This window comes from Brevundimonas sp. SL161 (assembly GCF_049896985.1).
Taxonomy (GTDB): domain Bacteria; phylum Pseudomonadota; class Alphaproteobacteria; order Caulobacterales; family Caulobacteraceae; genus Brevundimonas.
This window is the reverse complement of record NZ_JAFCVJ010000031.1, coordinates 1-25,050: the sequence shown is the minus strand read 5'-3', so window position 1 is coordinate 25,050 and position 25,050 is coordinate 1. Positions and strand designations below refer to the sequence as shown.

General features: G+C 64.6%; 24 protein-coding genes, 1 tRNA gene and 1 pseudogene. 10 read left to right on the top strand and 16 right to left on the bottom strand.

Going from position 1 to position 25,050, the window contains the following annotated elements:
* Positions 1–271: 271 nt before the first annotated feature.
* From ACP7AU_RS15505 to ACP7AU_RS15495, 3 genes are all read right to left on the bottom strand, one after another.
* Positions 272–619, bottom strand: a complete 348-nt coding sequence (locus tag ACP7AU_RS15505) for a RusA family crossover junction endodeoxyribonuclease (protein WP_426051979.1) — start codon at positions 617–619, stop codon at positions 272–274.
* Positions 505–831: a RusA family crossover junction endodeoxyribonuclease gene (locus tag ACP7AU_RS15500; protein WP_426051978.1), complete on the bottom strand. Its 327-nt coding sequence runs from the start codon at positions 829–831 to the stop codon at positions 505–507. The genes ACP7AU_RS15505 and ACP7AU_RS15500 overlap by 115 nt, the downstream gene beginning before the upstream one ends.
* Before the next feature lie 61 nt (positions 832–892).
* Positions 893–1,984: a tyrosine-type recombinase/integrase gene (locus ACP7AU_RS15495; RefSeq protein ID WP_426051977.1), complete on the bottom strand. Its 1,092-nt coding sequence runs from the start codon at positions 1,982–1,984 to the stop codon at positions 893–895.
* Between the two features lie 195 nt (positions 1,985–2,179).
* Between ACP7AU_RS15495 and ACP7AU_RS15490 the strand changes: the two genes are divergently transcribed.
* From ACP7AU_RS15490 to ACP7AU_RS15475, 4 genes are all read left to right on the top strand, one after another.
* Positions 2,180–2,443 carry a hypothetical protein gene (locus tag ACP7AU_RS15490; RefSeq protein WP_426051976.1) on the top strand — a complete coding sequence of 88 codons (264 nt, stop codon included), beginning with the start codon at positions 2,180–2,182 and terminating at the stop codon, positions 2,441–2,443.
* A 5-nt stretch (positions 2,444–2,448) separates the two neighbouring features.
* Positions 2,449–2,886 (top strand): hypothetical protein, encoded by a 438-nt coding sequence (locus ACP7AU_RS15485; protein ID WP_426051975.1) that lies wholly within the window; start codon positions 2,449–2,451, stop codon positions 2,884–2,886.
* A gap of 98 nt (positions 2,887–2,984) precedes the next feature.
* Positions 2,985–3,479, top strand: coding sequence for a hypothetical protein (locus ACP7AU_RS15480; RefSeq protein ID WP_426051974.1), 495 nt, complete (start codon positions 2,985–2,987; stop codon positions 3,477–3,479).
* 246 nt (positions 3,480–3,725) lie between these two features.
* Positions 3,726–4,316 (top strand): TetR/AcrR family transcriptional regulator, encoded by a 591-nt coding sequence (locus ACP7AU_RS15475; RefSeq protein ID WP_426051973.1) that lies wholly within the window; start codon positions 3,726–3,728, stop codon positions 4,314–4,316.
* A 233-nt stretch (positions 4,317–4,549) separates the two neighbouring features.
* Here the strand turns inward: ACP7AU_RS15475 and ACP7AU_RS15470 are convergent, their stop codons facing one another.
* The 5 genes from ACP7AU_RS15470 to cpdR form a co-directional block, all read right to left on the bottom strand.
* Positions 4,550–5,746 carry a restriction endonuclease gene (locus ACP7AU_RS15470; RefSeq protein WP_426051972.1) on the bottom strand — a complete coding sequence of 399 codons (1,197 nt, stop codon included), beginning with the start codon at positions 5,744–5,746 and terminating at the stop codon, positions 4,550–4,552.
* 5 nt (positions 5,747–5,751) lie between these two features.
* Positions 5,752–7,479, bottom strand: coding sequence for a UvrD-helicase domain-containing protein (locus tag ACP7AU_RS15465; RefSeq protein WP_426051971.1), 1,728 nt, complete (start codon positions 7,477–7,479; stop codon positions 5,752–5,754).
* Positions 7,476–9,440, bottom strand: coding sequence for an ATP-dependent nuclease (locus tag ACP7AU_RS15460; protein WP_426051970.1), 1,965 nt, complete (start codon positions 9,438–9,440; stop codon positions 7,476–7,478). Before ACP7AU_RS15460 ends, ACP7AU_RS15465 begins: the two co-directional genes overlap by 4 nt.
* A 360-nt stretch (positions 9,441–9,800) precedes the next feature.
* A tRNA-Val gene (locus ACP7AU_RS15455) sits at positions 9,801–9,875 on the bottom strand.
* A gap of 169 nt (positions 9,876–10,044) precedes the next feature.
* Complete coding sequence (gene cpdR, locus ACP7AU_RS15450) at positions 10,045–10,404, bottom strand: cell cycle two-component system response regulator CpdR (RefSeq protein ID WP_271084958.1); 360 nt, start codon at positions 10,402–10,404, stop codon at positions 10,045–10,047.
* A gap of 169 nt (positions 10,405–10,573) precedes the next feature.
* Between cpdR and ACP7AU_RS15445 the strand changes: the two genes are divergently transcribed.
* Positions 10,574–11,449, top strand: a complete 876-nt coding sequence (locus tag ACP7AU_RS15445) for an N-formylglutamate amidohydrolase (RefSeq protein WP_426038434.1) — start codon at positions 10,574–10,576, stop codon at positions 11,447–11,449.
* A gap of 269 nt (positions 11,450–11,718) precedes the next feature.
* Here the strand turns inward: ACP7AU_RS15445 and ACP7AU_RS15440 are convergent, their stop codons facing one another.
* The gene (locus ACP7AU_RS15440; protein ID WP_426051969.1) at positions 11,719–12,420 is read right to left on the bottom strand and encodes a DUF599 domain-containing protein; all 702 of its coding nucleotides are present in this window, start codon (positions 12,418–12,420) and stop codon (positions 11,719–11,721) included.
* Positions 12,421–12,536: 116 nt separating this feature from the next.
* On the opposite strand from ACP7AU_RS15440, the gene ppa reads away from it, so the two are divergent.
* Together ppa and ACP7AU_RS15430 are read left to right on the top strand one after the other, a co-directional pair.
* On the top strand, positions 12,537–13,103 hold the full coding sequence (gene ppa / locus ACP7AU_RS15435) for an inorganic diphosphatase (RefSeq protein WP_426038438.1): 567 nt from the start codon (positions 12,537–12,539) through the stop codon (positions 13,101–13,103).
* Between the two features lie 285 nt (positions 13,104–13,388).
* Complete coding sequence (locus ACP7AU_RS15430) at positions 13,389–14,390, top strand: LLM class flavin-dependent oxidoreductase (protein ID WP_426038440.1); 1,002 nt, start codon at positions 13,389–13,391, stop codon at positions 14,388–14,390.
* Here ACP7AU_RS15430 and ACP7AU_RS15425 read toward each other — a convergent pair whose 3' ends face one another.
* The 5 genes from ACP7AU_RS15425 to ACP7AU_RS15405 form a co-directional block, all read right to left on the bottom strand.
* Positions 14,391–15,068, bottom strand: a complete 678-nt coding sequence (locus tag ACP7AU_RS15425; RefSeq protein WP_426051968.1) for a hypothetical protein — start codon at positions 15,066–15,068, stop codon at positions 14,391–14,393.
* Positions 15,069–15,072: 4 nt separating this feature from the next.
* A complete protein-coding gene (locus ACP7AU_RS15420) occupies positions 15,073–16,212 on the bottom strand; it encodes a polysaccharide biosynthesis/export family protein (protein WP_426051967.1) in 1,140 nt (379 codons plus the stop codon).
* 71 nt (positions 16,213–16,283) lie between these two features.
* Positions 16,284–17,537, bottom strand: coding sequence for a glycosyltransferase family 4 protein (locus tag ACP7AU_RS15415; protein ID WP_426038446.1), 1,254 nt, complete (start codon positions 17,535–17,537; stop codon positions 16,284–16,286).
* The gene (locus ACP7AU_RS15410) at positions 17,534–18,901 is read right to left on the bottom strand and encodes a glycosyltransferase family 4 protein (protein ID WP_426038448.1); all 1,368 of its coding nucleotides are present in this window, start codon (positions 18,899–18,901) and stop codon (positions 17,534–17,536) included. Before ACP7AU_RS15410 ends, ACP7AU_RS15415 begins: the two co-directional genes overlap by 4 nt.
* Positions 18,902–19,065: 164 nt before the next feature.
* Positions 19,066–20,061, bottom strand: coding sequence for a KpsF/GutQ family sugar-phosphate isomerase (locus ACP7AU_RS15405; RefSeq protein ID WP_426038450.1), 996 nt, complete (start codon positions 20,059–20,061; stop codon positions 19,066–19,068).
* Positions 20,062–20,270: 209 nt separating this feature from the next.
* Here ACP7AU_RS15405 and otsB point away from each other — a divergent pair, with 209 nt between their 5' ends.
* From otsB to ACP7AU_RS15390, 3 genes are all read left to right on the top strand, one after another.
* Positions 20,271–21,056, top strand: a complete 786-nt coding sequence (gene otsB / locus ACP7AU_RS15400; RefSeq protein WP_426038452.1) for a trehalose-phosphatase — start codon at positions 20,271–20,273, stop codon at positions 21,054–21,056.
* Positions 21,056–22,858, top strand: coding sequence for a glycoside hydrolase family 15 protein (locus tag ACP7AU_RS15395; RefSeq protein ID WP_426051966.1), 1,803 nt, complete (start codon positions 21,056–21,058; stop codon positions 22,856–22,858). Before otsB ends, ACP7AU_RS15395 begins: the two co-directional genes overlap by 1 nt.
* 93 nt (positions 22,859–22,951) lie before the next feature.
* Positions 22,952–24,379 carry an alpha,alpha-trehalose-phosphate synthase (UDP-forming) gene (locus ACP7AU_RS15390; RefSeq protein WP_426051965.1) on the top strand — a complete coding sequence of 476 codons (1,428 nt, stop codon included), beginning with the start codon at positions 22,952–22,954 and terminating at the stop codon, positions 24,377–24,379.
* A gap of 6 nt (positions 24,380–24,385) precedes the next feature.
* Here ACP7AU_RS15390 and ACP7AU_RS15385 read toward each other — a convergent pair whose 3' ends face one another.
* Positions 24,386–24,964 carry a glutathione S-transferase family protein gene (locus ACP7AU_RS15385; RefSeq protein WP_426051964.1) on the bottom strand — a complete coding sequence of 193 codons (579 nt, stop codon included), beginning with the start codon at positions 24,962–24,964 and terminating at the stop codon, positions 24,386–24,388.
* Positions 24,934–25,050 (bottom strand): annotated as a pseudogene (locus tag ACP7AU_RS15380) (IS5/IS1182 family transposase); the annotation flags it as partial. The gene ACP7AU_RS15385 and the pseudogene ACP7AU_RS15380, both read right to left, overlap by 31 nt.

Here is a 25,050-nt window from a genome sequence, read left to right as displayed (position 1 = left end):
CACCCAGCCTCTTGGACACCAAGATAGGGAGTTCGTGGAGAAGGAGCGTGACGATGCAACGACGGAAGTTCGGCCGGGAGTTCTAAAGCATTTGGCGACCTGATTGAATCGTTTGGGATGTTGATCGGCGTTGAAGGCGGGACCCCACCCGATATGAAACAATATATTGAATGAGCTTAATATTTCGGGGCGAGACGGGGTCCCGACAGACGCCTGTCAGCATGCGCGCCACGTATTGTTATATAGCGAATTCAACCAACTAGGCTGCCTCTCAATGGGGTCTGATTTCGACGCCGATCCACACAGCATGTGAGACGCTTTCGAGTTCGCCGGCTGGTTCCAGCACGGCAGGCGATATGACCACATCGACCCGGAAGTTAGAGCCGTACCGCTTTCGGGCTCGAATATCGACGACCTGAACGTCGTCGCGCATAACGATCTTTTTGCAGGCATCGATCACCGCTTTGACGATGTTGTCGAGGTCGGGATACTTCGTCGGCCTTACTATAGACCTGCGAGCATAGCGGTGCGCTCCTTCTTGGACTTGGTCGGCACAGGCTCGTACACAACGTCGATGCTGACAGCTATGGGACCTTCCATGAGATCTCGACCATTCCAGGCCTCCATGGCATGAAGCTTGACCCAGTTCTCGTAAAGAACCGTCACCTGGTCTGGATAGACATGGACGTTGTTCCCAACGCGATGCACCCGACCCCGGCCCTTTGCTTTGGCGGGCCCCGGCACCGTGAAGCATAGTTTTGTTCGCTCAGTCGCTGAGCGAGCACCGCCCCATGCGTGGTCACTGCGGTTTTCTGAGGGATGATCAGGCATCATGAAATCTCGAGTTAAAGGTTGAGGCGGCCATCAGGGCGATCTCTAACGGACGGATTGGTCAATGAGGGGAAGAGCGGTGGGCTGCCGTTGACGGCTGGCTTAGTGCTTTGGAAGCCGCGGCCAAGAAATCGGGCCGGTGATGATTGTAGTGTTTCACGAGCGTCTCGACGGTCATGCCCAGATATTGCGCCGCTTCGGACAGCTCGACTTTGGGATTGGCGACGAGCCACGTCGCCGCCGTATGCCGAAGCCAGTGTGGGGTTGTTTGCTCGCTCAAGCCGGCATCGCGTACAGCCGATGCAAAGCTGCGCCGAATACGGCCCGCGAGCGGGCGACCGCCGTGGTGGATCACAGTTTTGATCGACGGCAACCCCCGACGAGCACGATCCCGGGATTCGGCCTCGTCCAGCGCATGCCATCGGACCAGGTGAGCGTGGAGCCTCCTTGGGAGTCGGCAAATGGGCCTGCGTTTTGTCGGTTGGTCGCGCTCCAGCCGGCCCCGTCGACGCATCCAGCCGCCCTCGAGATCAATCCAAGGTTCGGTGTCCGAGGGGTGCCAACGCAGTCGGGTCAGAACGCCGGGGCGGGTTCCCGTATAAAGGCCCAACAACAGCATTCGCGAAAGATGCCGTCGATTGGAACGCGAGGAGGGCGGCAAAGTCTTCCACCGCCCGTGAACCAGGCGATTGCCCCGGGCGGCCTTCAAAAGATGAGCAGCCTCTTTCCGTGTGAGGGCGTCGCGGGGACTGTCTGGCTTTGCAGGTCGCCAAACCTTGATCGGCCGCGTCAATCGGTGTTCTGCATCCCACCAACCGATGACCGCGGACAGATCCTCGAGCTCTCGAATAACGGCCTGCTCGGATACCCTTCGCGCTGTCTCGGGATTCTTGAAGCTTTTGATCGGCTGGCTGATGCGGTGAGCTAGGTAGGCCTGGCAGTTCGTTCGGTTCACCGAAGCCAGGGTCGACGTTCCGAAAAACTCCAGAAGCGCCGCTAGCCGGATTCCCGACGATACCGGATCAGCGAGATGGGGAGACCGATCAGCCGCGTAGAGCGCGATGGCGTCTGCGACGAGAACATCAGCCGGCGAGGTTAGCCGTTCAGCATCCGGCCGAAATGGCTCCGCCTTGCCGATCAGATAGTCGCTCAAGGCGGCCTCAGCCTTCTCAAGCTCGTCCTCGCGCGCGCCAGTGCTTTGTCCGTGGCGTCCATCTCGCACATACCAGATCTTGATCGGCCTTCCGGACTTGGGGCAGGCGCCGATTTTCTTGAGCCTGAGAGAGGGAGGTTTTCTGGGTCTTGCCATAGCTTGGGCTCGAAAAGCCGACGCAGGTCGGCGGGTGTGATGAAGATTCGCCCTGCCACCTTGGCAGCAGGCAACAGGCCCTTGCGGATCTCGCTGCGGAGCGACGAGACGGAGACCCGTCCGCGTTCGAAGATCTCCAAGGCGGAGTTCGACCTGGTGGGCTGCTCCGTCGGGTTCGCCGGGCTGTTCGACTTGCAGGGCCGCCTGCGTTGCTATGGCGTCCTAATCAACCGTGGCGACGGCCAATGCGCGGTGCCCAGCTGGACCATCTGCCCGACGGTCGACCGTCAGGGCGAGGAGTAGTAGCCATGACCCGCATCACGCCAGGCTATGGCCAACCGCCCTTGCCGCATGGTCCCTTCAAGACCAACCCGTTCAACGCCGAGTTGGCGCCCACCGCCGCAGCCAAGCGCGCAGGAGGCTTCTCGAATCCTCTGTATGTCGGCTTGCTGGTGTCTCTGCCGGACCCCGACGGCGTGGGCTCCGTTGAATTGGATCACCCAGGCTATGTGCGTCAGCTCGTTGAGCTCACTTCACGTGGCTCCGGTCATCTGACCATCCCGCGCCATGTGCACTTCGAGGTGCAGGGCTGCCCACCCGTGGTTGGGGTGGCCCTGTTCGACAGCGACGCCGTCGCTGAGGCTTATGGCGTCCTGCGCAATCATCGCATCGCGGCGCGACGTCCTGACACGTTCGACTTCGCCTCGCATCAAATTCTGGTCAGGCGCCCGACCGGCCCCGTCTGATGAGCTGCAGCGACCCTGCGTCCGCGCAGGGTCGCTGCAGCTTCTGCCTCCCAGCCAATTCAAGGCCGATCAGCTCGGCCGCTTCCAAGGAACTTCTTATGACTCCCATCGAGACCGCGGCCAACGACCACAAGTCTGCCGGCCGTTACGCCCATCCCTTCGACACGCCAGAGCTTGGCTACATCGTCACGATCGCTGGCTACGACGGCCTTCATGAAGCACTCGAACCGATCGCCGATGGCCGTTGGATCTTCCGCGCTCTCAACACCGAAGGTCCGGCCCTCGTTTACGCCTACCCCCATGAAATGACTGTTTTCGATCTGCCCATCTACCATTGCTTTGCTTCACGCGATCGCAGCGAGATCGTGGCTTTGGTCAGCGGCCCCGACTTTGATGTCACAGACAACGACCCCGAAGTCGCTGCGCCTCTGTTTCAGAAGGTGCACTCAGCCGAGCTGATCGAGTTCTGCGAGATGGCGTTGGCCGCCGGCTTCAGCACCATCGACCTGACGAATGGCTATATGCCTTTGGAGGTGACGATCGAGGAGTTGATCGATCAGTGCCGCGTACTTGCGGCTGGCAACCCTGCATAACAACTTGGTCGGCTGGCCTGGGTCAGCCGACTGCTTTTCCCGCCTGCGGCGCGCCCTGTCCGCGGAGCCAACGATGACAGACGTCGATATCCGGACGGGTTTTGTAGCGAGTGATCCGTATAGAGCGTCGGTCGCATCGACCTTGCCGTAGCAGTCGTTACAGAAAGCGCTGTCGGCCGCTAACCTTTCTGTAGCGACCGCTTGGTATAGCTGCCGGCGGGGCAGCTGAGATGTTGAGCGATCGCTATGGAAATCGGAGCAGCTCGCGGCAGACCTCGACAGTTCGATCGTGAGAAGGCGCTCGGCGAAGCGATGAAGCGCTTTTGGCTGCTCGGGTACGACGCTACTTCGATGCGGGATCTGGGGGAGGCGATGTCCTTGTCCCAGCCCAGCATCTACGCCGCCTTCGGCAAGAAGGCTCAGCTGTACGTAGAGGCGATCGACGCCTTCGAACGGGAGGTGTCCTTCCTCGACATGTCGGCTCTTACGAACGCGCCGAGTCTGTCGGAGGGCGTAGACCGCCTGCTCGAAAATCTTATCAGGCGCCTCACGAAAACTGGATCACCGAAAGGCTGCATGATCCTGAGCGGGACTGTCGCCGCCCTAGGCGAACAGAGCGAGCTGACCTCGCGCCTAATAGAGCGCCGGGGTGACTACGAAACCGTATTATTCGCCGCGCTGCAGACGTGGCTACCGGGGCACAAGGCGAAGGTCACGGCAGCAATGCTGACGATCTTCGCGCGCGGCTTGTCGGATCGGGCACGAGACGGCTGCCGCGCACCTGAGCTCCGACGATCAGTATCTGAATTTTGCACGCTTGTTGGGAGCGGCGCATAGCGCCGCATGGATTAAAATAACCCTCCTTGCTGACACGACTGTCAAACGGCGTTGAAGGCTAGACCCCACCCGATATGAGGTAACTCATTGAATGAGCTCAATATCTCGGGGCGAGATGGGGTCCCGATAGATGCCTGTCAGCATGCGCGCCAACGGATTGTTACATGGTGAGTTCAACCACCTAGGCTTCCTCTCGATGGGGTCCGATTTCGACGCCGATCCACAGGCCAAGCTTAATCCAACAAATTGAAGTGGCAGGGCTGACCGTTCCAAGCGTGCCAGAGGTGGCGGCCATCCCAGTAACGGACCCGTCCACCGTCGCTCGTCCGCTTGGCGCGCCAGACATTTTCCGATTGGAACCCGAGGAGTGTGGAAGGGTCTAGCTGCGGGATGTGGCGGCCGATTTGCCCGTAGCCGTCATGGTCTAGTACGGCAGCCGGCACACCCATGAGGAGGGCGGCGTGCTTCGTCTCTTTCAGGATCAAGGCGAACCAGTTGTCGGTGATATTCCACCCGCCGGAGTCATGAACGATGAGCCCCAAAGTACCTCGTGCTGCTGCCAGTATGAGCTTCTCAACGCGGTCCCGGGCGACTAAGCTAGCTCGGTCGGAAATGACGCCAGCTCGGGCGCCGGCACACCATTTCACCACCTCCTCGGCGCCCGCTAATTCCATAAAGCCGTCCGTTCGCGCCGTCCATCGCCGCGGTGCCGGCGCGTAGTTAGATGTTGTCACGAACAGGGCCTTGTCCGCGCGGTCCAGCTGCGCGGCGCCGTAGAGCGCTTGGACTTCGGGAAGCTTGACGGGCCGGTGTGTGCTGTACCGCTTGGCCTGAACGAAGGTCATCATGTCGCCCAGCGGTGATCGCTGGATGATCCGCAGGTCGACGCCTTCATCGCCGCGGCCAGGCCCGAGCACCGCTTCGAACCCTTGGTTCTGAAACAGCCGAAACAGTAGGACTTCGAAGTCCCGCCATTCGAGGCGTTGAAGGCGTTCGGGGTTGGCGGAGAATTGCTCATAGAGCTCGTGGTAGACGTCGGCGGTGTCGTCTGTGATGAGGCCGCAGACCCACTGCCAGTGGAAGTAGTCTTCGAGCGCCGCCGCAAACTCCGGGTCGGTCGGATAGAAGTGGATCGTTGATCCGTCGTTGTTCTCGTACTCGAACCCGAGCTCAGCGATCATCTCGAAAAAGGACGGCTTGTGCCCTTCTGCGTCCTCACCGCTGATGACGCCGTAGAGATCGCCGCCGAGACACAGCACGGTGGCTATAGGCGGACTGCCCGGTTCACCACTGTTGTGGGCGAGGTGGCTCTTGCAGGAGCAATCAAACCATAGGTCCCGCTCGACCGCCCATTGTTCGATGGCGGTTTCGAGCGATCGGATGCGTAGCTCAAGCGCTTCGTCGGTCCATTGCTTCGGTGAAGGCCTCATCGCGCTCAAATCACTAGGATCTCCGCGGCGTGCCCGTCGACGTCGAGATGCGCCTTCAGAGCGGCTGCCCGACTCCTCGGAGCCGCGATGGCCAAAAGCCGTTCGGCGCGGGATGCGGCAACATAGATTTTTCGGGCCTCTTCGACGGCGTCCGGATCGGTCGACGCTCCGCTCAAGACATCAAGGATGCCGCCCGCAGTTCGTGCCGTCAGCACCACACACACCGCTGGGAACTCCAAGCCCTTCACGGCGTGGATGGCCTTTGCGGGCAAAGCCGTCGGAGACACTTCGACCAAGACAGAGTCCAACTTCCCGTTCGATCGCAGACGCTGACCGATCGTCGACGATCCAACGAGGGTCGTTCCGATGAGATCGCGAGCGCGCTTCAACCACGCATCAGCGCTTTCTCCCGGGCCGACCCGCAAGGCCTGGCCCACGGCGATGATCTCGGGACGCCATTTGCCGTCATCGGCGCCATTTGCTTTGAGATGGAAGGTGTAGTCCCCGGCGTTGGCGATGACGCCGCGAATCTGGAGAACGACCCTGTGCAGTCGGGTCAGCGCCTCGCGGCGGTTGCCTGCCGCGAAGGCGAAGTGGAAGCCCATGACGGCTTCGGCGAGGAGCAATGTCTTGTCGTTACCGGCGTCAGGCATAGCCCGACCGACGGCGTTCCCGGCGCTGGACCAAGTCGCGGCGAGCACCGGCGCCTGCGCCGGTCGAATGTCCATACTCCCGGCCAAGGTCTGAAAGCAGGCGCCGATCGAGGCAGGCACGCCAGTGCCGCCGTAGGACAGGATGTGAATTGGCGTGGTTTCAGTTCTGAACCTGCCCACGGCCTGGTCGCGGACACCTCGGGTCGCCGGCGGACGCAACTGCGAGATCGCAGCGCAGATTGCCGGCGACGAGCGAAAGTTGCCGCTCATCGGCAGCCGATCGTCACCGCCGAAGGTCGTCTCGAACTTGATCAGCTCATCGGTCAGACCTCCTCGGAAAGCGTAGATCGCCTGGTTCGGATCACAGACGACCTTGACCCTTATGCCCGCTTTCCGAAGCCAGTCGATGATCTCAAGGTCGGCCGGATTGCAGTCCTGCGCCTCATCAACGACGATCTCCCGGAACCGGCCATTCAGCGCGGCACCGAGACGCAGGGCAAAGGCCGAGTCTGCGAGGCGGCCAGCGACGCAGTCCCTGACGTCCTCGAAATCAAGATGCCCTCGATCGCGAGCTCGAGCGATCGTGTTGCGCGCAACCGTCTCCCAGGCGCCCGGCCCGGTCTTCGAATAGAAGCCAGTGTCCACTGCCTTGGCCGGCACGAAGGCGCCGGTCGACCGATCGAAGTGCTTGAGCTTCAGGGCCTGAGCAGCGTCGAAGGGCTTGATCTCCCACTCTGACTTGTCCGGAACCAGCCGGGGTGGATGGCTGCATCCGTCGACCCCGAATGGCGTGATGAAAAACTGCCAGAGGAAGCGGTCGAATGTACCGATGAAGCTCGGGAAAAGGGGCGAAGGCAGGGCGCCGAAGGTGCGAAGCCTTCCCTCCAGTTCTTCAACGGCGGCGTTGGTGAAAGACAGGAACGCCACTCCGCGCCGGTCGGTTGTCGCGCTGAGCATGCGGCGCGCGCGCTCGACCATGGTGCGGGTTTTCCCGGCGCCAGGGCAGGCGCGCACGAAGGCATGTCCATCGTGCTCGATGATCGCTTCCTGCTCCTTCGTCGGCGTATAGGCGCTCGTCACGCCACGACTTCGCGGATCGTGTCGGCGATGTACTTGGGCACGACAAAGGTGTGGCTGTTCCCGGGGATCTTCTCGATCAGGTCGGCCAGTGCCTGGGCGAAGTCACCCTTCCGCGCATTCTTGAACAGCTTCTGGATGGCCTTGGCTCGTGCATCGCCTTCAAGCGCCGCGGCCTTGTCCCACTTCTTGCCGGACCGTTTATGGAGGCTGACGTAGGCCGCGCGCAGGATCGCGCCGTTGCCTGCCTCCAGGAGCTCGCTTTCCAAAGAGTACCGGGACGTAATCGCTGACAGAACGCCTTGGGCGCCATTGGTCTCGGCCAAGGCTTCTAATGCGCGCTTGCGTCGCTCGCCCGGGATCAGCGGCTCGGCATCGGCGCCCAGTTCGATCACTTCGCCCCCGAACTCATCCTCAGGCGCATCGGAGTCTTCCTGGTCATCGTCGCCTTCGCCCGCGCCATGATCGCCGTCCGTCATGACCACAACCCTCTCTGCGATCCGCGCTTCATTGATCTGACAGGTCAGGAGGTTGGCGTAGGGCATGAAATCCACCCCATCGATCGGGACAAAAACGGCCGAGCGGAAGAGTCGAAGCTTCTCCGGCTGATCCTTCAGGGTCAAATGCTCCGCGATCACGGGCAGCAGAAGGGCTTCGGCGATGCCTTCGGTTAGCAAGACGCGCCCACCGAAGAGCAGGGCCGCCTTCGTGACGTCGAGGTATCGGTCGATCTTCCTGCGCTGCAGGTCATCCAGATCGATCTGCGACAACGGAATGCAACGGGTTGATCGCCGAATGACGGCGGCGGTCGCCGTCGCGGCGAGCGCGTCGACCGCATCAGCAGCATCGCCCGCTCCCTCGGCGATTCCCCCTTCGATCACGGCGGCGTCCGCCTCGGCTGGTGACGCCTGCTCTTCGGGAGCGTCCGAGGTCGCTGCCGGGGTGGGAACAACAGACTTGAAAACGACCAACTGCTTGCTGCTGACCCAGGCGGAGAGGTTGGGCGAGTGACTTGCCACGACCACTTGGATTTGGCCTGCGGGACCATCCTCAGATTTGATCGAGCGTGATTGGGCAGCCTGGTCTTTGAGAAAAGACAAGACGGCTGCCTGCAACTGGGGATGCAGGTGCGCCTCCGGCTCCTCCACTAAAAACAACGTCAGGTCCGCATTTCGGACCTTTTCCAGTTCAACCGCGATCGTGGCCATGAACAGCAGGTTGGCGTAGCCATGCCCTGAATAGCGCAGGTCCTCGGGATAAACGCCGTGGTCGGCCAGCTTGAACCGGAGGTCACGGGCGATATCGACCAGCGCCTCTTGCGGGGCAAAGCCCAGTGCGGCGGCTTGCGGACGCACGCCTGCAGTCAGGGCGGTGAGACCCTTGCCGACTGCCTCATCGACCTTGGCCAGCACATCGTGCTTTGCCTGCCGCGCCAGTTCGCGGGCCAGGTCTTCCGACTTGGTGTCGCCGAGGAAGTGGTTGAGGAGGGCCATAATCCGCGTGGGATTGCCGGAGGCCAAGGCGCGCTTGGCGTCGCGCAGGGGCTGCAAATAGACGTGGCGAACCATATCGTGACAGCCCGGTTCTGGCAGGTTGCCAGGCTTGCCCGCCCAAAGGCTTGGTCGATCCCCCAGACCGCCGGCGTAGCGAATTCCGAAGCGCGCTTCCGATAGCGAGGCGTCAGTGCTGGCAGTGATCAGGCGTCCTTGCTGGCCGACGCTCAGATCACTGAAAGTCGCCTCGAGCTCGAAGCCTTTGGTCGGGCTCTGGAACCGAACATCCGTGGGTTCGCAATAGATTTCGCGGCGACCGCCCAAGGGCTGAGTTACCAGCCGGATCGCATCGATGGCGTTGCTCTTGCCGCCGTTGTTCTCGCCTACAAAAACCATGAGGTCCTTTTGCAGTTCGACTTCGCCCGCATCGAACGAGCGAAAATTCCGCAGTGCGACAGTCTTCAGATACATGGAATCCCCTCAGCGCAGGGATTGTCCGTCGGGACGGGCCGCATTGCAACTTAGCGGCAACAGGATGGTCAGCGTTTACGAGCGGTCGCGGGCGTCGCTCCCGGACCGATATGGGTGTTCTAGAGCGGACATTTTTTATAGTAGCGACGAGTTAGTGGGGGCGCACTGAATTCAAGTTTCGGTGCTCGCCCGAAAGCGGACCTAACCAAGGTCGTCTGAGAGTCAAATGCGGCGGTAGAGACAAATGTCCGGCAAACGCGCAAACGGCCTAAACCGGCCGGTCAACGTCTCGCAGAAGCGTTTCCGGCCAGTTTCCGGCCAGCGCCCACAGGCTGCGGCGGGCTAAGTCATTGAAAGGAATGGTGGACGCGACAGGGATTGAACCTGTGACCCCCTCGATGTCAACGAGGTGCTCTCCCGCTGAGCTACGCATCCGCCAGAACGGTTCCGAACGGGTCCGGAACGGGAAGGAGCGGTCTATACCCAGCCGATGCGACGGCCGCAAGGGCGAAACGGGGGTGATATTGGGGCATGCCAAACGAAGCGGTCGCTTGCGCGCAATTGGGGAGCCGCCAGGCGGCGAGCGGTGGCGCCCCTTCGCGAATCAAGCCGCCGCGCACATCTTTTCGACTTCGCTGACGAGGTCGCGCAGATGGACGGGCTTGGACAGGACCTTGGCCTGGGGGCTGGCCTGGGCGGCGCTGAGGGCGACGGCGGCGAAGCCGGTGATGAACATGATGCGCAGGCCAGGCTGGCGGGCGGCGGCGACACGCGCCACCTCGATCCCGTCCGCCCCCGGCATGACGATATCGGTCAGCAGAAGGTCGTAGGGACCATGTTCCAGTGCGTCGATGGCGTCGTCGCCGTTCTCGCAGTCGATGACCTGATGGCCCGCCCGCTCAAGCGCACGGGTCAGAAAGCCCCTCAGCGATGCATCGTCTTCGGCCAGCAGAATGCGCGCCATGCGTGGAACTCCCCTGTTCAGAATTCCAACGCTAGTCCCGGAACTGTAAACCGGCCATGAAATTCCCGCGATGCGATCGCGCGCTCCGCCGACAGGTCCGTGGAAAACCTCTCCAGCCGCATCGAAAATCCGCGTCGCACTTTTGCTGATCAGGCCCTATGCGGTAGCCATGACGCCGCCTTTCGACGCCAGTCCGCCTCCCTTGAACCCCCTGCCCGCCTTCGTCGTAACGCCGGCGGACGGGCTTGCGGGCGCGATGGTGTTCGCCTCTCCGCATTCCGGCCGGGAGCGACCCGCCGACATGGGAGAGGCGGCGGACCTGACCTCATCCACCCTGCGCAGCGCCGAGGATGTCGGCGTCGACCGGCTGATCGCGGGCGGAGCATCGCGGGGCGTGCCGATCATCGCAGGCCGGGTATCGCGGGCCTATGTCGACCTGAACCGGGCGCCGACCGAACTGGATCCGGCCCTGTTCGACGGCGAGATCGAGGCTGAGCCGACGGCCAGGGTCTCGGCCGGTTTCGGCGTCATTCCCCGCCGGGCCGGGGACGGGACGCTTCTCTATGACCGGCGGCTGTCGCAGGCCGAGGGGCCGGGCCGCCTGGCGTGGGTGCACACACCCTATCATGACGCGCTGGGCGAACTGATGCGGGCCGCCCGGGACCGGCATGGCGCGGCCCTGTTGATCGACTGGCATTCGATGCCTTCGCGGGCGGCGGGGGCGACAAGCCGGAACCGGAGAGGCGTCGATGTCGTGTTGGGGGACCGGCACGGCTCGGCCTGTCGCGGCGCGACAATGCGGAGAATCCGCGCCCTGTTCGAGGCCCAGGGCTGGCGGGTCGGCCTGAACGCACCGTATGCGGGCGGCTATTCGACCGAGCGATGGGGGCGGCCGGATGAAGGGTTCCAGGCGGTGCAGGTCGAACTGAACCGGGCGCTCTATCTGGACGAGACGACGCTGGAGCCGTCCGGCGATCATGACCGGTTCGCCAAGACGCTGGACCGGGTCATCGCGGCCCTGGCCGCCGAGACCTGGCCGCGCTGAGTTTGGACCCGGTGTCAGGGCGAAAAAAAAGCCGCGCCCGAGGGCGCGGCATAAAAGTCTATAGGGAGGAAACGCCCAGGAAGGGCATGACGCCCGGAGGCGTCGCGGAACAATCTAGGTTGCGGTGCACAACGCGTCAAGCGGGCTTTTATCATCTATGATCACGCCATGTTACCGGTAACATCCGCCTCACCGCCACGATGTAAGCGCTTTCAGGACACGTTTCCTGCGCGATCAGCCTTAGGAGCAAATGCTGCAGTGCGAAACAGCTAGGCTCCTCGCTCGCGATTGACCTCGAGGAGGCGTCTGGCGGTCCGGATCGCGCGGGCGGCCGGCGATGCGGACTGACGCCAGACCAGGAGGGCGAAGGCCGAAAGCACGCCCGCGCACAGCCAGACCGGTCCGAAAAGCCAGGCCGCTGCGGCCAAGGCGAAATAATAGCCCCGCACGCCCTGGCTGAAGGCCGAGAGTGCGGGGTTCAAGACCTGGGCCGTCGCCTCGCCGAAAGCGACCTTGTCCGCCTCGGAATGGACTTCAGGGGCCGCGCCGATGAGGGCGAGGGCGTAGTTCATCTGGCGGATCGACCAGATAAAATCGAGCAGGCCCCGCGCCAGGCACAAGAGAACCAGCCCCAGCTTGGCTTCCAGCAGCCCGACCGGCACGGCCTCGGCACCGACCGCGGAAAATCCCTCCAGGGCCTGGTCGCCGCCAAACAGGATGCCGGCGACGCCTGCGATCAGGAGCAGGTTGGACGAGGCGAAGAAGGAGCCGGAGTTGATGGAGTGTCCGAGAAGTTGGCTGTCCAGCAGCCGGATTTCACGGTGTGTCATCGCCGTCATCCAGGCGTGGCGAACGGTCAGCATATCCGTATTGAGCGAGCCGCTGCGATGCGCCAGCAGACTCAGCAGCGGACCGTAACCCAGCCAGCACAGCATGAAGAGGGCCAGACCCAGCCAGTCGATCGTGGTCATTCCCGCCAGGCTCCCTCATCTGTCTTTCTTCGATAGCGCGCGCCGCGCTTGCCGTTCGCCGTCCGGAGGCTTATCACGCCCGCCTCCCTTCGCAGACGCACAAAACCGAGCCCGCCATGAACATCGACGCCATCCCGGTCGGTCCCAACCCGCCTTGGGACCTGAACGTGATCATCGAGATCCCGCAAGGGGGCCTGCCGGTCAAATACGAGATGGACAAGGCGTCCGGCGCCCTGTTCGTTGACCGCTTCCTGCATACTGCCATGTATTATCCGGGCAATTACGGCTTCGTGCCGCACACCCTGGCGGACGATGGCGATCCCTGCGACGTGATCGTGCTGAACCCGACACCGGTGGTGCCGGGCTGCGTCATCCGCTCGCGCCCGATCGGCGTGCTGATGATGGAGGACGAGGCCGGCGGCGACGACAAGATCCTGGCCGTTCCGGTCGACGCACTGCACCCCTACTACACCGACATCGCCTCCTATCGTCAGCTGCCCACCATCATGGTCGAGCAGATCGAGCACTTCTTCACCCGCTACAAGGACCTGGAGAAGAACAAGTCGGTCCGCGTGAAGCGCTGGGGCGACGCTGGCGAGGCCGCCGAACTGATCGTCGAAGGCATGCGCGCCTATGAAGAGGCCGAGAAGGCCAAGACCGGCAAGGCGGCCAACGCCGCCTGATCCGCTCCGGAGCGTCGAAGATAAAATCTTGTTCGACGGCCGGACTAACGCCGCGCCGGGCTTTGCGGGCCGTTTTCGGGTTTGAGCGCGCCTTGGTCTGCGGCTGAGGTACAATCCCTTCCACGGCTCGCGGAGAGTGTGAACAGCGGCGACTTCGTCCGTTTCGTCCGTGTCGTCAGGGTGTTTTGCGTCCGGACATCGGACGAAGCCTTGCCCGGCCCGGCCCGGCCCGGCCGACGCGACGTTGCTGATTGCGGGGGCGTGCACCGTCCCCATATGGCGGGGATGGCAACACTCTCTGTTCTTGATCTCGCGCCGGTGCCCGAGGGCTCCAGCGTCTCCCAGGCGCTGGCCAACACCCTGGACCTGGCCCGGCATGCCGAGCGCCTGGGTTACAATCGCTACTGGCTGGCCGAGCACCACAACATGGCCGGTATCGCGTCGGCCGCGACCTCGGTCGTCATCGGCGCCGTGGCCGCAGCGACGAAGACCATCCGTGTCGGCGCCGGCGGGGTCATGCTGCCCAACCATGCGCCGCTGGTGATCGCCGAACAGTTCGGCACGCTGAACGCCCTTTATCCCGGCCGCATCGACCTGGGCCTGGGCCGCGCGCCCGGGTCCGACCAGGCCACCGCCCGCGCCCTCAGGCGGACCCTTCAAGGCGACATCGACAGCTTCCCGCAGGACGTCATGGAGCTGATGCACTGGTTCGAGGCGGCGACGGAGGATCAGCGCATCCGCGCCAACCCCGGCGAGGGCCAGGATGTTCCGGTGTGGATCCTGGGATCCTCGACCTACGGCGCCCAACTGGCCGCCCATCTGGGCCTGCCCTATGCCTTCGCCAGCCATTTCGCGCCGTCGGAGATGATGTCTGCGATCCGCATCTATCGCGAGACCTTCCGGCCGTCGGCGCGGCTGGAGAAGCCGTATCTGATGCTGGGCTACAACGTCTTCGCCGCCCAGACGGACGAGGCCGCCCGGCTGCTGTTCAGCTCGGTCCAGCAGGCCTTCGTGAACCTGAGGAGCGGCCGTCCGGGCAAGCTGCCGCCGCCGCGGGACGGATACGCCGAAAGCCTGGGAGACGGCGAGCGCGCCATGATCGGTCAGGCCTTGGCCTGTTCGGCTGTCGGATCGCCCGCGACGGTGCGGGCGGCGATCGAGGCCTTTACGGTCACCACGGGCGCGGACGAGCTGATGATCACAAGCCAGATCTGGGACCACGGCGCTCGCGTCCGCTCGCTGGAACTGCTGGCCGAGGCGACGACGGACGGTCGGGCCGCGGCCTGATCAGCTGGCCTTCGCCTTGCGGGGTTTTCGAGACTTGCGCGGCGGTTTGACAGGCGCAGGCGTGGCTTCGAGGTCCAGGTTCGGCTGACGGTCAGGGACAGCCGAAGCTGTTGGTTCGGCCTCAGACAGCGGAGCCGACAAGGCGTCCGAAGGAGTGGTGAGCTTCAGGCGCGCCTTCTCCTTCCAAGCCATGGCGTCCTTCAGGGCATGCCATTCAAAACCCAACCGGATGGCGGTCTGGATGTCGTCGCCGGGTTCGCCCGGTTCGCGCCCCGTCAGCCGGTCCTTCAGATGACGACACTCGGCGAGCAGGTTCGCCGCGGCCAGAAGCTCGCCCGACGCCCCGGGGAACCGGCCGATATCCTCCAGTGTGGCGTAACGCCAGCCCTGCTCGGGCGGCCGTTCCAGGACCATGGCCCAGCGCAGTTCGGCGGGAAGCTCTTCCGCCAGCCAGGTCCATTCGGGGGCGCCGGGCGCGCGTTGATAGTGGCCGTGCTGCGTGGGCAGGCCGTGATCGGCATAGACCTGCAACGCGCTGGCCTCGACCTCGGCGATGGCGGGCAGGGTGGCGGGCGCGCGTCGTCCCGCCCGCTCCCACAGGTCTCCCGCGACCACGAGCGCCGTCTTGCGGTCGCCGCGTCCGCGATTGCCCAGAAGCCACTCTCGCCAAGCGGGCATCGGGTCAGTTGTTGTTCAGGGTGCTCGTCACGGACAGATCGTAGACGACGCGAGTGACCTGTTGCACGAGGCCGAAGAACTTGCCGACTTCGGCGGACAAGGCGCGAGGTGCGTAGATGATGTCGTTGGGCTGGATCAGGAAGCTGGAGGCCGTGAAGAATCCGACACCCTCTTCCAGGTTCAGACGGTAGACGACGGGCACGCCTTTCGGCGTCGCCGGCTGGGTCAGGCCCAGCGCCTGGGCGACCTCGGGCCGCTCGAAGCGGAAGATCAGCACAGAGCGGGCGTTTGCCGCGCCATCGTTCAGGCCGCCGGAGCGGCTGAGTGCGTCCGCCAGGGTCAGATCGCCGGCCGGCATGTCCTGCTGCGTCACGGCGCCCAAGGCGCCGAAGGAGGAGAACCGGCGCGGCTGGTAGACCAGATTGATCTGGTCGCCGCTCTGCAGGCGGATATTCTCGGCGAACCGGGTGGTGACGGCCGTAAGAGGGGCGACGAAGGTCTGGTCGCCGCGCCGGATCTGCACCTCGACATCCTGGCTGGGCCGCGAGGCGCCGCCGGCGGCCGCGATCACGTCCAGGATCGTATCGGCGTTGGTCGAGAGCGGCGCCCGACCGGGTTGTTTCACCTCGCCCAGAACCGTGACGGCGTTGGAGACATTGGTGGCCAGGGTCACGCTGACCTGGGGGTTGCCGACGCGGCCGATCAAGGCGCGCCGGATCGCGCCGGCGGCCTCGGTCGTCGTCAGGCCGGAGACCCGGACCGGACCCGCGAACGGTACGGCGACATTGCCGTTCCGGTCCACGACGACGGCCGGCAGCGTCTGGTTGCCGGAGCGAATACCATCATTGCCGCCGCCGCCGCCGAACAGGGCACCGCTGGGTTCATAGATGGCAATCGCCAACTGATCGCCTTGGCCGATGACATCGACGGGGGCCAGGCTGGCGGCGCCGGCCAGCGAACCGAAAGTCTGGTCAGCCACCGCCTTGATTCGCTCGGCGGCGGCGTAGTCCAGATCGACAATCGCATAATCGGCGTTTTCAGTCGCGCCACGCACGACGGCGCGGTTCGACGGACCGTCCCTCGGCAGGGTCGAGCACCCTGCCAGAATGGACGCGATCAGGAGTGCGAGCAGAGAACGCGTCATGATTTCCGTACTTCGAAAGCCCCGGTTGGTGAATATCGGCCTTTGACCCGCCCCGCCAGCGCCAACTGGGATCACTGCGACAGACCGACCCGGCGACCGACCTCGGCGAAGTGACGGTCCCAGGTCGGGGCGGTAAATGGCGTCGCTTTCGGAGGGTGTCTGGTGGCCCCTTCCAAAGCGTCGAGCCAGCCCAGCCCGTCGAGCGGATCAATCAGCTGGGCGTCCGGCACCAGTTCGCGGTGCACGGGGATGTCGGAGGCGATCAGGGGCACGCCCAGGGCGGAGGCCTCGACCGCCGGCAGGTCGAAGCCTTCGACCGAGGACGGCGCGACCAGAGCCCGAGCGCTGGCCATCAGGGTCGCGAGGGCCGAGTCGGGCAGGTCGGAAGCCTGATGCACCAAGCCGCGAAGGGCTGGCGAGCGCTCCAGATGATCCAGAACCGCCTCGTTCTCCCAGCCGTATCGACCGACCAGAACAAGTTGGGGCGCCGCGTCGCCCATCCGTTCGTAAAGTCGTCGCCAGATGGTCAGCAGGAAGGCCAGGTTCTTGCGCGCCTCGATCGTGCCGATGTGCACGAAATAGGGCCGGGGCGTCGCAGCCGTCAGAGGCGTCAGGAAGGTAGGCTCCAGCCCCAGGTGGACGGCGTGGATCGGCGGCGGAGTCACGCCTTCGCGCGCGGCGAAGGCGGCCAGCTCATCGGCCGTATAGCAGGAGTTGACCACGATCCGGGAGGCGGTGTTTAGCGTGTTCAGCACCCGCTGGCGGTGCTTGTCCCGGTCTCCCGGCCGGCAGAACTCGGGGTGGGTGATCGGGATCAGGTCGTGCAGGAAGACGATCCGCTCGATACCTCGGTCGCGCAACTCACTCAAGATGCGGTCGTCGCCCAGCCCCGTGTGACCCACATTGAAGTACAGGGTGCTGTCCGGCAGCTTCTGGATCCACTGCGAGCGGAAGAACTGCTTCCACACTCGCCGGCGGCGTCCCGGGGGCCGCGCCGGATCGGTCGGCGGCTTGCCGATGACGGACTCGGCCGCCTTCGTATCGCTGCTGAGCGCGGTCATCAGCCGCATCTCGTCCTCAGTCAGGGAACGTTCGAAGAAGGCGCCGGTCCAGCGCGATCGCAGGGTGGCGACGCATTCGCGGAACCAGGCCTCATCGACGACGACCAGTTGATCGTTGCGGCCCCGGACCGGCGTGACCTGGACGCCGGGCAGGGACAGCAGCCATTCGGCATAGGCCAGGCAGACGCGGTCCACCCCGGTCGGCGCGGTCCGTTCGACCCGACTTAACAGCCGGCTGGCGTCGAAGAGAACCGATCGGGTCACGACAGGCCGAGGCGGCCGTACATTGCGGACAGCCGACCCTGATAGGCCTCGACCGAGAATTTCGCGGCCTGGGTCAGGCCTCGGCGGACGAGATCGTCCCGCAACGCCTCATCGGCGTCGAGCGCGCGAAGGCCTCGCGTCATGGCCTGGACGTCATAGGGGTCGACGCTGATGGCCGCATCTCCCGCGACTTCCGGAAGGGAGCCGCCGGTGGAAGTCAGAACGGCGGTGGACAGGGCCATCGATTCCAGCACCGGCAGGCCGAAGCCCTCGTAGAGCGAAGGGAACAGGGTGGCCTTGGCGCCGCGGATCAGGCTGATCAGCAACGAGAAGGGCATGTATTCATAGCGTCGGATGCGCTGCGCGCTAGGCCCTCCGTCGCGCATGACCTGGTTCAGAAGGGCGGTCTCGCCCTCGTCGAGCCAGGCGCGGCCGCCGACGATGACCAGCGGCGTCTCCAGACCGGAGGCCAGATAGGCCTCGACGATCCGGCCGAGGTTCTTCTTGGGCTCGATGGCGCCGAAATGAAGGAAATAATCCTTCCAGCCGAGGTTAAAGACGCCTTCCAGTTCGATGGTCACATCGGCCTGGGTGCGGCTGGTCAGCGCTTCGGGCAGATGCACCGCCTGATAGGTGTTGGTGACGCGATCCTCGGAGACTTCCAGCAGGCGGATCACGTCCTGGCGCGTCGTTTCCGACACAACGGCGATGTGGTCGGCGCGCCGGGCGATCATCTTACACAGCGCCATGTAGGTCGCCTTGTCGTCCAGCGTCGTGTGCGGCAGGCGCAGCGGGATCAGGTCGTGGATCGTGTAGATGTTGGGCACGCCGCGTGCGTACAGTGGCAGGGTTGCGGTCCATTGCATAGCGTCGGGCCGCCTGACCTCGCCGGAGCACGCGAAGTCGACCGGCGTCACCTTGCCGTAGGCGTTGAAGCAGCGGTTGGAGACCTGAAACAGGTCCTGGGCCGCCCAGTAGGCGGTCGCTTCCGGTCGGCCACCGCCGCGCGACGGCCAGACGACTTCGCCGCTGGGCGTGATCGGCCAGGCCGACTGGCCGAACCGGCTGGTGAATGTGCGAAGAAAACGATCGAACTTCTTGACCTTCGGGCCCGGCCGATCCGGATCGACAAGGACGGCCTCATTCACGACGTTGCTGGACGACCGCTTCGCGGAGGGCCCGTACAGAACCTGTCCGTGCATCCCCAGCTGGCCGAGGGTCGACAGCAGATTGCGGCCGTAGGTGGCAATGCCAGACCCCTTTGCGAGGGCCATGTTGAACCCGTCGACACAGATCGTGGAACGTGACTTCAACGGCGAGGCGACGCTCGGCGCGCCCACAGGCGTCACGGGCGCGTCGCTCACGAAAACGCTAGAGAGATCAGAGCGAACGGACCGCTCCGCGACATCAGGCGACGTATCCAAATCCAGCCTTCGGCGTGGTTTTTCCGGACCGGCGGAAGCGTCGCGCGGCTGGCTTGCGGGGTAGACCCTTGCCCGGCGGGGGTCAACCGCAAGCGGCCCTGCTGTCAGGAGACGTAGCCCGCCTGCATCAGTTCGGCGACATGGACGATGGCGACAGGTCGGTCGTCCTGGATCACGAACAGGTTCGAGATCTTGTTGGCCGTCAGCAGGTCGACGACGTCGCTCATCCTCTGGTCGGGCGAGACGGTGATCGGCGACTTGCTCATGATGTCGGCGGCGGTGATGCGGCTGATATCCTGTGCGAAGGCGCGGCGGATGTCGCCGTCCGTGATCATCCCGGCCAGGGATCCGTCGGAATCGAGCACGGCGACCGCACCCTTGCGGCCCTCGGTGATGCGGGCGACCAGCTCGGCGAAGACGGCATCCAGAGGAACGGTCGGCGGCGGCGCATGATTGTCGCCCATCCATTCGCGTACGCTTTGCAGGCTCATGCCCAGGGAACCGCCCGGGTGGTGCAGGCCGAAATCCATGGCCGAGAATCCACGCCGGTCCATCAGCACCATCGCCAGGGCGTCGCCCAAGGCCAGGGTCATCAGGGTCGAGGTTGTGGGCGCCAGGCCGTTGGCGCAGGCCTCGGCCACGCTGGGCATGACCAGCGGCACGGCCGACATCCGGGCCAGGAAGGAGGATCCGCGTTGCGTCATGCCGATGACCGGGATGTCGTTCCGCTGGCAGAAAAGGAGGGGATCACGCAGTTCGCGGCTCTCGCCGGAGCTGGAGATGGCCAGAAGCGTGGTGTCGCCGCGCAGCATGCCGAGATCGCCGTGGCTCATCTCGGCCGGGTGGACGAAGAAGGCGTTGGTGCCGGTCGAGGCCAAGGTCGCGGCGATCTTGCCTCCGATATGGCCCGACTTGCCCATGCCGGTGACGACAACATAGCCGTGCCGCGACAGGATCACGTCGCAGGCGCGCGCGATGCTGGAATCCACCGTCCGCTCAAGCGCCTGCAGGGCCTCAATGTTCAGCCGGATCACCTCGCGCGCGCGGTCCGTCATGACGCCGACGACAGCGGGAGACGATGCGGGCATATCGAGGGGCATGGCGCTGATCCTGCTGCGGCGCCCTTTGCCGGCGTCTGTCGTTGAATGGAGCGGAATTGCCCCATCCGGCGCGGTTTCACAATGGAGGGTCAGGGGAGCGTCCGACGGGATGACGGGTGGATGCAACGCAAGTTCAGACAAAAGCCGCTCAACCTTTGCCGGACCGGCGCGTTTAGATCTGTGGGGTCGTCAACCAAACCTGGATACTCATGCCGTCAGATACCGGAACGCTCGTCGAAATTCTGCTCACGCCACCCGTGGTGATGGAGCGGCCGCTGGCCCTGTTCCTGGATATGGACGGGGTGCTGGCTCCCATGGCGCCGACCCCGGACGCCGTACTGGCCGACCCGAGGCGCACGGCGGTCCTGAGCCGCCTGGATCAGGCGCTGGATGGGCGAATGGCGATCGTCAGCGGACGGACGCTCGGCGAGATCGACCGGATCGCCGGCAGCGCTTCCCCCTCGGCTGCCGGCGTGCACGGCCTCGAAAGGCGGCGTCGGGACGGCGCGGTGGATCGGCCGAAGGCCTCCCCCGGCGTGGCCCACGCCCTGGCCGCCTTCCGCCGCTTCGCCGCCGACCGCCCCGGCGTAATCGTTGAGGACAAGGCCATTTCAGCCGGCCTTCACTTCCGCCAGTCGCCCGCCAGCGCGGACGAAGCCCTGGTCCTGGCGCGCGAGCTCGCCCAGACCACGGGCCTGATGCTCCAGCCCGGTCATATGGTGCTGGAGTTGCGCACGCCCGGCTCCGACAAGGGCACAGCGGTCACGGCCTTCATGGCCGAGCCGCCGTTCGCGGGCGCCCTTCCCGTCATGCTGGGCGACGATCTGACCGACGAGGCGGGCTTTCGCGCCGCCGTGGCCCTGGGTGGCTTCGGAGTGCTGGTCGGGCCATATCGGGCGACCTCCGCACGCTATGGGTTGCGCGATGTTTCGGCCGTGATGGACTGGCTTGAGGCCGTGGCCTCCGACGTTTCTGCAGACGGAGCGGCGGGCTGATGACCCTGGCCTCACCCCGGCGCCCCTCGCTCGACCTCGCCCCCATCGGCAATTGCGCCCTCTCGGCCCTGATCGATCGCAACGGCCGTTTCGTCTGGGCCTGCGCCCCACGGGTGGACGGTGACCCGGTCTTTTCCGCCCTGATGAACGGCGTGGCGCCTGACCACGGCTTCTGGGACATCGAACTCGAGGGGCTGAAACACGTCAGTCAGGCCTATATCCCCAACACCCCGGTCCTGCGCACGGTGCTGACGGCCGAGGATGGCGCGGCGGTCGAGATCATCGACTTCGCTCCCCGTCACATGAAGCATTCGCGGACCTACCGGCCGTTGGCCTTCGCCCGAATCGTGAGGCCTCTCGACGGCGCGCCGCGCATCCGGGTGCGGCTGAGGCCGTCCGCCGACTGGGGTGCGCGCCGGGCGGAGCTGACGAGCGGCTCCAACCACATTCGCTATCTGTGCACCGACGTCACCCTGAGGCTCACGACCGACTGTCCGGTATCGCATGTGCTCGAGGAACGGACGTTCCGGCTGGAACGGTCGATGGCCTTCTTTCTCGGCCCTGACGAAGGCTACGATCAGGAGGTCGGACCGGGCGTCTCGGCGACCCTGGATCGCACGGTGGCCTACTGGAAGGACTGGGTCCGCACCCTCTACATCCCGTTGGACTATCAGGAGGCGGTGATCCGGGCGGCAATCACGCTCAAGCTCTGCGCCTATGAGGAGACTGGAGCCATCGTCGCCGCCATGACGACTTCGGTGCCCGAGTTTCCGGAGAGCGGACGCAACTGGGACTACCGCTACTGCTGGATCCGGGACGCCTATTACACCGTCCGCGCCCTGAACCGGCTGGGCGCAGACGACATCCTGGAGAACTATCTCGTCTATCTGAGGAACCTCGTGGATTCCTCAGCGGGCGGCCACGTCCAGCCCGTCTATGGCGTGGGCCTCGAGGAGAACATCGACGAACGGATCGTCACCTCGGTCGAAGGCTATCTCGGCATGAAGCCGGTTCGCGTCGGCAATCAGGCCCGCGAACACCTGCAGCACGACGTCTACGGCCAGATCGTTCTGCCGCTGGTTCAGGCTTTCTACGACCAGCGTCTGCTGCGGCCCGGGTCGATCGAGGACTTCTTTGCGCTGGAGAAGGTCGGCGACCGAGCCTTCGCCATGCACGACCAGACGGACGCGGGTCTATGGGAGTTCCGGACCATCGCCCGGGTCCATACCTATTCGTCGGTCATGTGTTGGGCCGCCTGCGACCGTCTGTCCAAGGCGGCGCACAAGCTGGGTCTGGAACCGCGGGCCGAGGTCTGGAACGATCGCGCCCGCATCATCCGCGAACGGATCGAGGCCGAAGCCTTCATTCCTGAAGAGGGCCGGTTCGGCGCCAGCTTCGGCGGCAAGGAGGTGGACGCCTCCCTGTTGCAGCTTGTCGACCTGGGCTTCCTCGATCCGCAGGATCCGCGCCAGGTGGCCACTTTCGACGCCATCGAACGGGATCTGAAGAAGGGCCCCTACCTGTTCCGCTACGTCGAGCCGGACGACTTCGGCGAGCCTGAAACCGCGTTCAACCTCTGCACCTTCTGGTTCATCGAGGCCCTGCATATGAGCGGCCGGACCGAGGAGGCGCGGGAGATCTTCGAGCAGATGCTCAGTCGCCGAACCCATGCGGGCCTGCTCAGCGAGGACATCTCGCTCGGCGACAGCGAGCTGTGGGGCAATTATCCCCAGACCTATTCGCTGGCCGGGATCATTAACTGCGCGGTCCTGCTCAGTCGGTCGTGGACGGCCGTTCGCTGAATCGGGCGCTTTTTCCGGTCCGCATCGTGTCAACCCCGAGGCGGTTCACGATGTTGCGTTGCAGCCAAACCTTGGCCTTGGCGTTGGGGTGGCATGTCACGTCTTATTGTTGTGTCCAACCGGGTCTCGGCGCCTGTCGATCCTGCGGCTGGCTCGGCCGGCGGCTTGGCCATGGCCCTTTCAGCCGCTCTCAGAAAATACGATGGCCTGTGGTTCGGCTGGTCCGGAGAAACGACTGAGCAGTTCACCGGCGAACTGAAGATCGAGGATCGGGCGGGCATCACCGTCGCCCTGGTCGATCTCGAAGCTCAGGACGTCGAGGAATATTATAATGGCTACGCCAACAAGACCCTGTGGCCCTTGTTCCACCACCGGGTCGATCTGACCGCCTACGAACGGTCCTATGGCGAAGGGTATGAGCGGGTGAACGGGCGGTTCGCCGAGGTTCTGGCTCCGTTGATCGAGCCGGACGACGTCATCTGGATCCACGACTATCACCTGATCCCGATGGCGCGGGATCTGCGCAGGCTGGGGATCAAGAACCGGATCGGTTTCTTCCTGCACACGCCCTGGCCGGCGCGTCAGCTGCTGGTGACCCTGCCGCATCATCGACGCCTGGTGGAGAGCCTGTTCGCCTACGATCTGATCGGGTTCCAGACGCAGGAATGGCTCGACCTGTTCCGCGACTATGTGATCTCCGAGGCGCGCGGCGAACTGGCCGGCTACGGCGGCTTGGAGGCCTTCGACCGCAAGGTGCGGATCGGCGTCTTCCCCATCGGCATCGACGTCCAGGGGTTCGCCGAGGCCCGGAACTCGCGCGAGGGGCGGCGCACCTATGACCGAATGGCGGCCTCGGCCGCCTTCCGCTCCATGATGGTGGGCGTCGACCGACTCGACTATTCGAAGGGACTCGAGGAGCGAATGGTCGGTTACGAGCAGTTCCTTCAGGACAATCCCGACATGCGCGGCGATGTCTTCCTGGTGCAGGTGACGCCGATCAGTCGCGACGACGTCGACAGCTATCAGGACATCCGGGCGCGGCTCGACGCTCTGGCCGGCCGCATAAACGGCGAGTTCGCCGACATGGACTGGCAGCCGATCCGCTATCTGAACCGCAGCTTCCGCCGGGACCAGCTGGCCGGTATCTATCGCGCCGCCAAGGTCTGTCTGGTCACCCCCCTGCGCGACGGCATGAACCTGGTGGCCAAGGAATATGTCGCCGCCCAGAACCCGGACGATCCCGGGGTCCTGATCCTGTCCCGCTTCGCCGGCGCGGCCGAACAGATGGGCGAGGCCCTTCTGGTTAATCCGTTCAGTCGCGAGGAAGTCGCCGACGCGATCAAGAAGGCCCTGACTATGCCGTTGGCCGAGCGGGTACGGAAATGGGAGGCCCTGATGCAGGTGGTGCGCGACACCGATGTCGGCATCTGGCGCGACAGTTTCGTCGGTGCCCTTAAAGCGGTGGAGATCGTTGGCGACGGGGACGCACCCTTCCATCAAGATCACGCCGACGCCGCCTGAGGTCGATCAGACGGCTTCGAGCACCGCGTCCGCCGCGTCTCTGGCGTCCGCCCGGATGCGGGCCGGCCGCTGTGCCAGCCGCTCGGCATAGGCGTCCAGCAAGGGGCTGTCCGGGAAGGCGAGCCGGGCCCAGCCGAGCGACGAACCGATCATCACGTCCGCCACGGTGAACCGGTCGCCCATCAGCCAAGGGCCTTCCCACAGCGTCTCGAGTAGCCGACCGACAGCCGCTTCATAACGGGCCTTTGCCATCGGATCGCGATCCGCCTCGCCGGTCATCTTGCTCCAGACCGCCGGCTCCAGTTCGCCCGCCGCCCATGCGAGCCACGTCAGCAGAGGCCCACGCTCCGGCGAACCGGGCAGGGCGCCGAGCCCGACCTCCGGAAACAGGTCGGTCAGATAGAGGGCCACAGCGGCCGATTCCGTGATCAAGGCGCCGTCGTGCGTCAGGGCCGGGACCTTGCCATCCGGGTGCGGATTCTTGACGTCCGGCTCGCCGACCTTCTGACCATCGCGGTGGGCGATTTTGCAATATTCGATGCGGGCGGGGGCTCCTAGGTGGTGTGGACAAAGTGTCTGATCCACAGTCGGATGGATGCGACGACGACGAAGCCGAGGAAGCTGTCGGCGGTCTTGTCGTATCGGGTAGCCAGTCGTCGGCTGTGTTTGAG

Excerpts from the sequence above, each read along its gene's own strand:
- ACP7AU_RS15500 (WP_426051978.1), bottom strand. The coding sequence starts at position 831 with ATGCCTGATCATCCCTCAGAAAACCGCAGTGACCACGCATGGGGCGGT.
- ACP7AU_RS15430 (WP_426038440.1), top strand. The coding sequence starts at position 13,389 with ATGGCAACACTCTCTGTTCTTGATCTCGCGCCGGTGCCCGAGGGCTCC.
- ACP7AU_RS15390 (WP_426051965.1), top strand. The coding sequence starts at position 22,952 with ATGTCACGTCTTATTGTTGTGTCCAACCGGGTCTCGGCGCCTGTCGAT.
- ACP7AU_RS15460 (WP_426051970.1), bottom strand. The coding sequence starts at position 9,440 with ATGTATCTGAAGACTGTCGCACTGCGGAATTTTCGCTCGTTCGATGCG.
- ACP7AU_RS15485 (WP_426051975.1), top strand. The coding sequence starts at position 2,449 with ATGACCCGCATCACGCCAGGCTATGGCCAACCGCCCTTGCCGCATGGT.
- ACP7AU_RS15475 (WP_426051973.1), top strand. The coding sequence starts at position 3,726 with ATGGAAATCGGAGCAGCTCGCGGCAGACCTCGACAGTTCGATCGTGAG.
- ACP7AU_RS15445 (WP_426038434.1), top strand. The coding sequence starts at position 10,574 with ATGACGCCGCCTTTCGACGCCAGTCCGCCTCCCTTGAACCCCCTGCCC.
- cpdR (WP_271084958.1), bottom strand. The coding sequence starts at position 10,404 with ATGGCGCGCATTCTGCTGGCCGAAGACGATGCATCGCTGAGGGGCTTT.
- ACP7AU_RS15480 (WP_426051974.1), top strand. The coding sequence starts at position 2,985 with ATGACTCCCATCGAGACCGCGGCCAACGACCACAAGTCTGCCGGCCGT.
- otsB (WP_426038452.1), top strand. The coding sequence starts at position 20,271 with ATGCCGTCAGATACCGGAACGCTCGTCGAAATTCTGCTCACGCCACCC.
- ACP7AU_RS15420 (WP_426051967.1), bottom strand. The coding sequence starts at position 16,212 with ATGACGCGTTCTCTGCTCGCACTCCTGATCGCGTCCATTCTGGCAGGG.
- ACP7AU_RS15405 (WP_426038450.1), bottom strand. The coding sequence starts at position 20,061 with ATGCCCCTCGATATGCCCGCATCGTCTCCCGCTGTCGTCGGCGTCATG.
- ACP7AU_RS15490 (WP_426051976.1), top strand. The coding sequence starts at position 2,180 with ATGAAGATTCGCCCTGCCACCTTGGCAGCAGGCAACAGGCCCTTGCGG.
- ACP7AU_RS15395 (WP_426051966.1), top strand. The coding sequence starts at position 21,056 with ATGACCCTGGCCTCACCCCGGCGCCCCTCGCTCGACCTCGCCCCCATC.
- ppa (WP_426038438.1), top strand. The coding sequence starts at position 12,537 with ATGAACATCGACGCCATCCCGGTCGGTCCCAACCCGCCTTGGGACCTG.
- ACP7AU_RS15440 (WP_426051969.1), bottom strand. The coding sequence starts at position 12,420 with ATGACCACGATCGACTGGCTGGGTCTGGCCCTCTTCATGCTGTGCTGG.
- ACP7AU_RS15470 (WP_426051972.1), bottom strand. The coding sequence starts at position 5,746 with ATGAGGCCTTCACCGAAGCAATGGACCGACGAAGCGCTTGAGCTACGC.
- ACP7AU_RS15425 (WP_426051968.1), bottom strand. The coding sequence starts at position 15,068 with ATGCCCGCTTGGCGAGAGTGGCTTCTGGGCAATCGCGGACGCGGCGAC.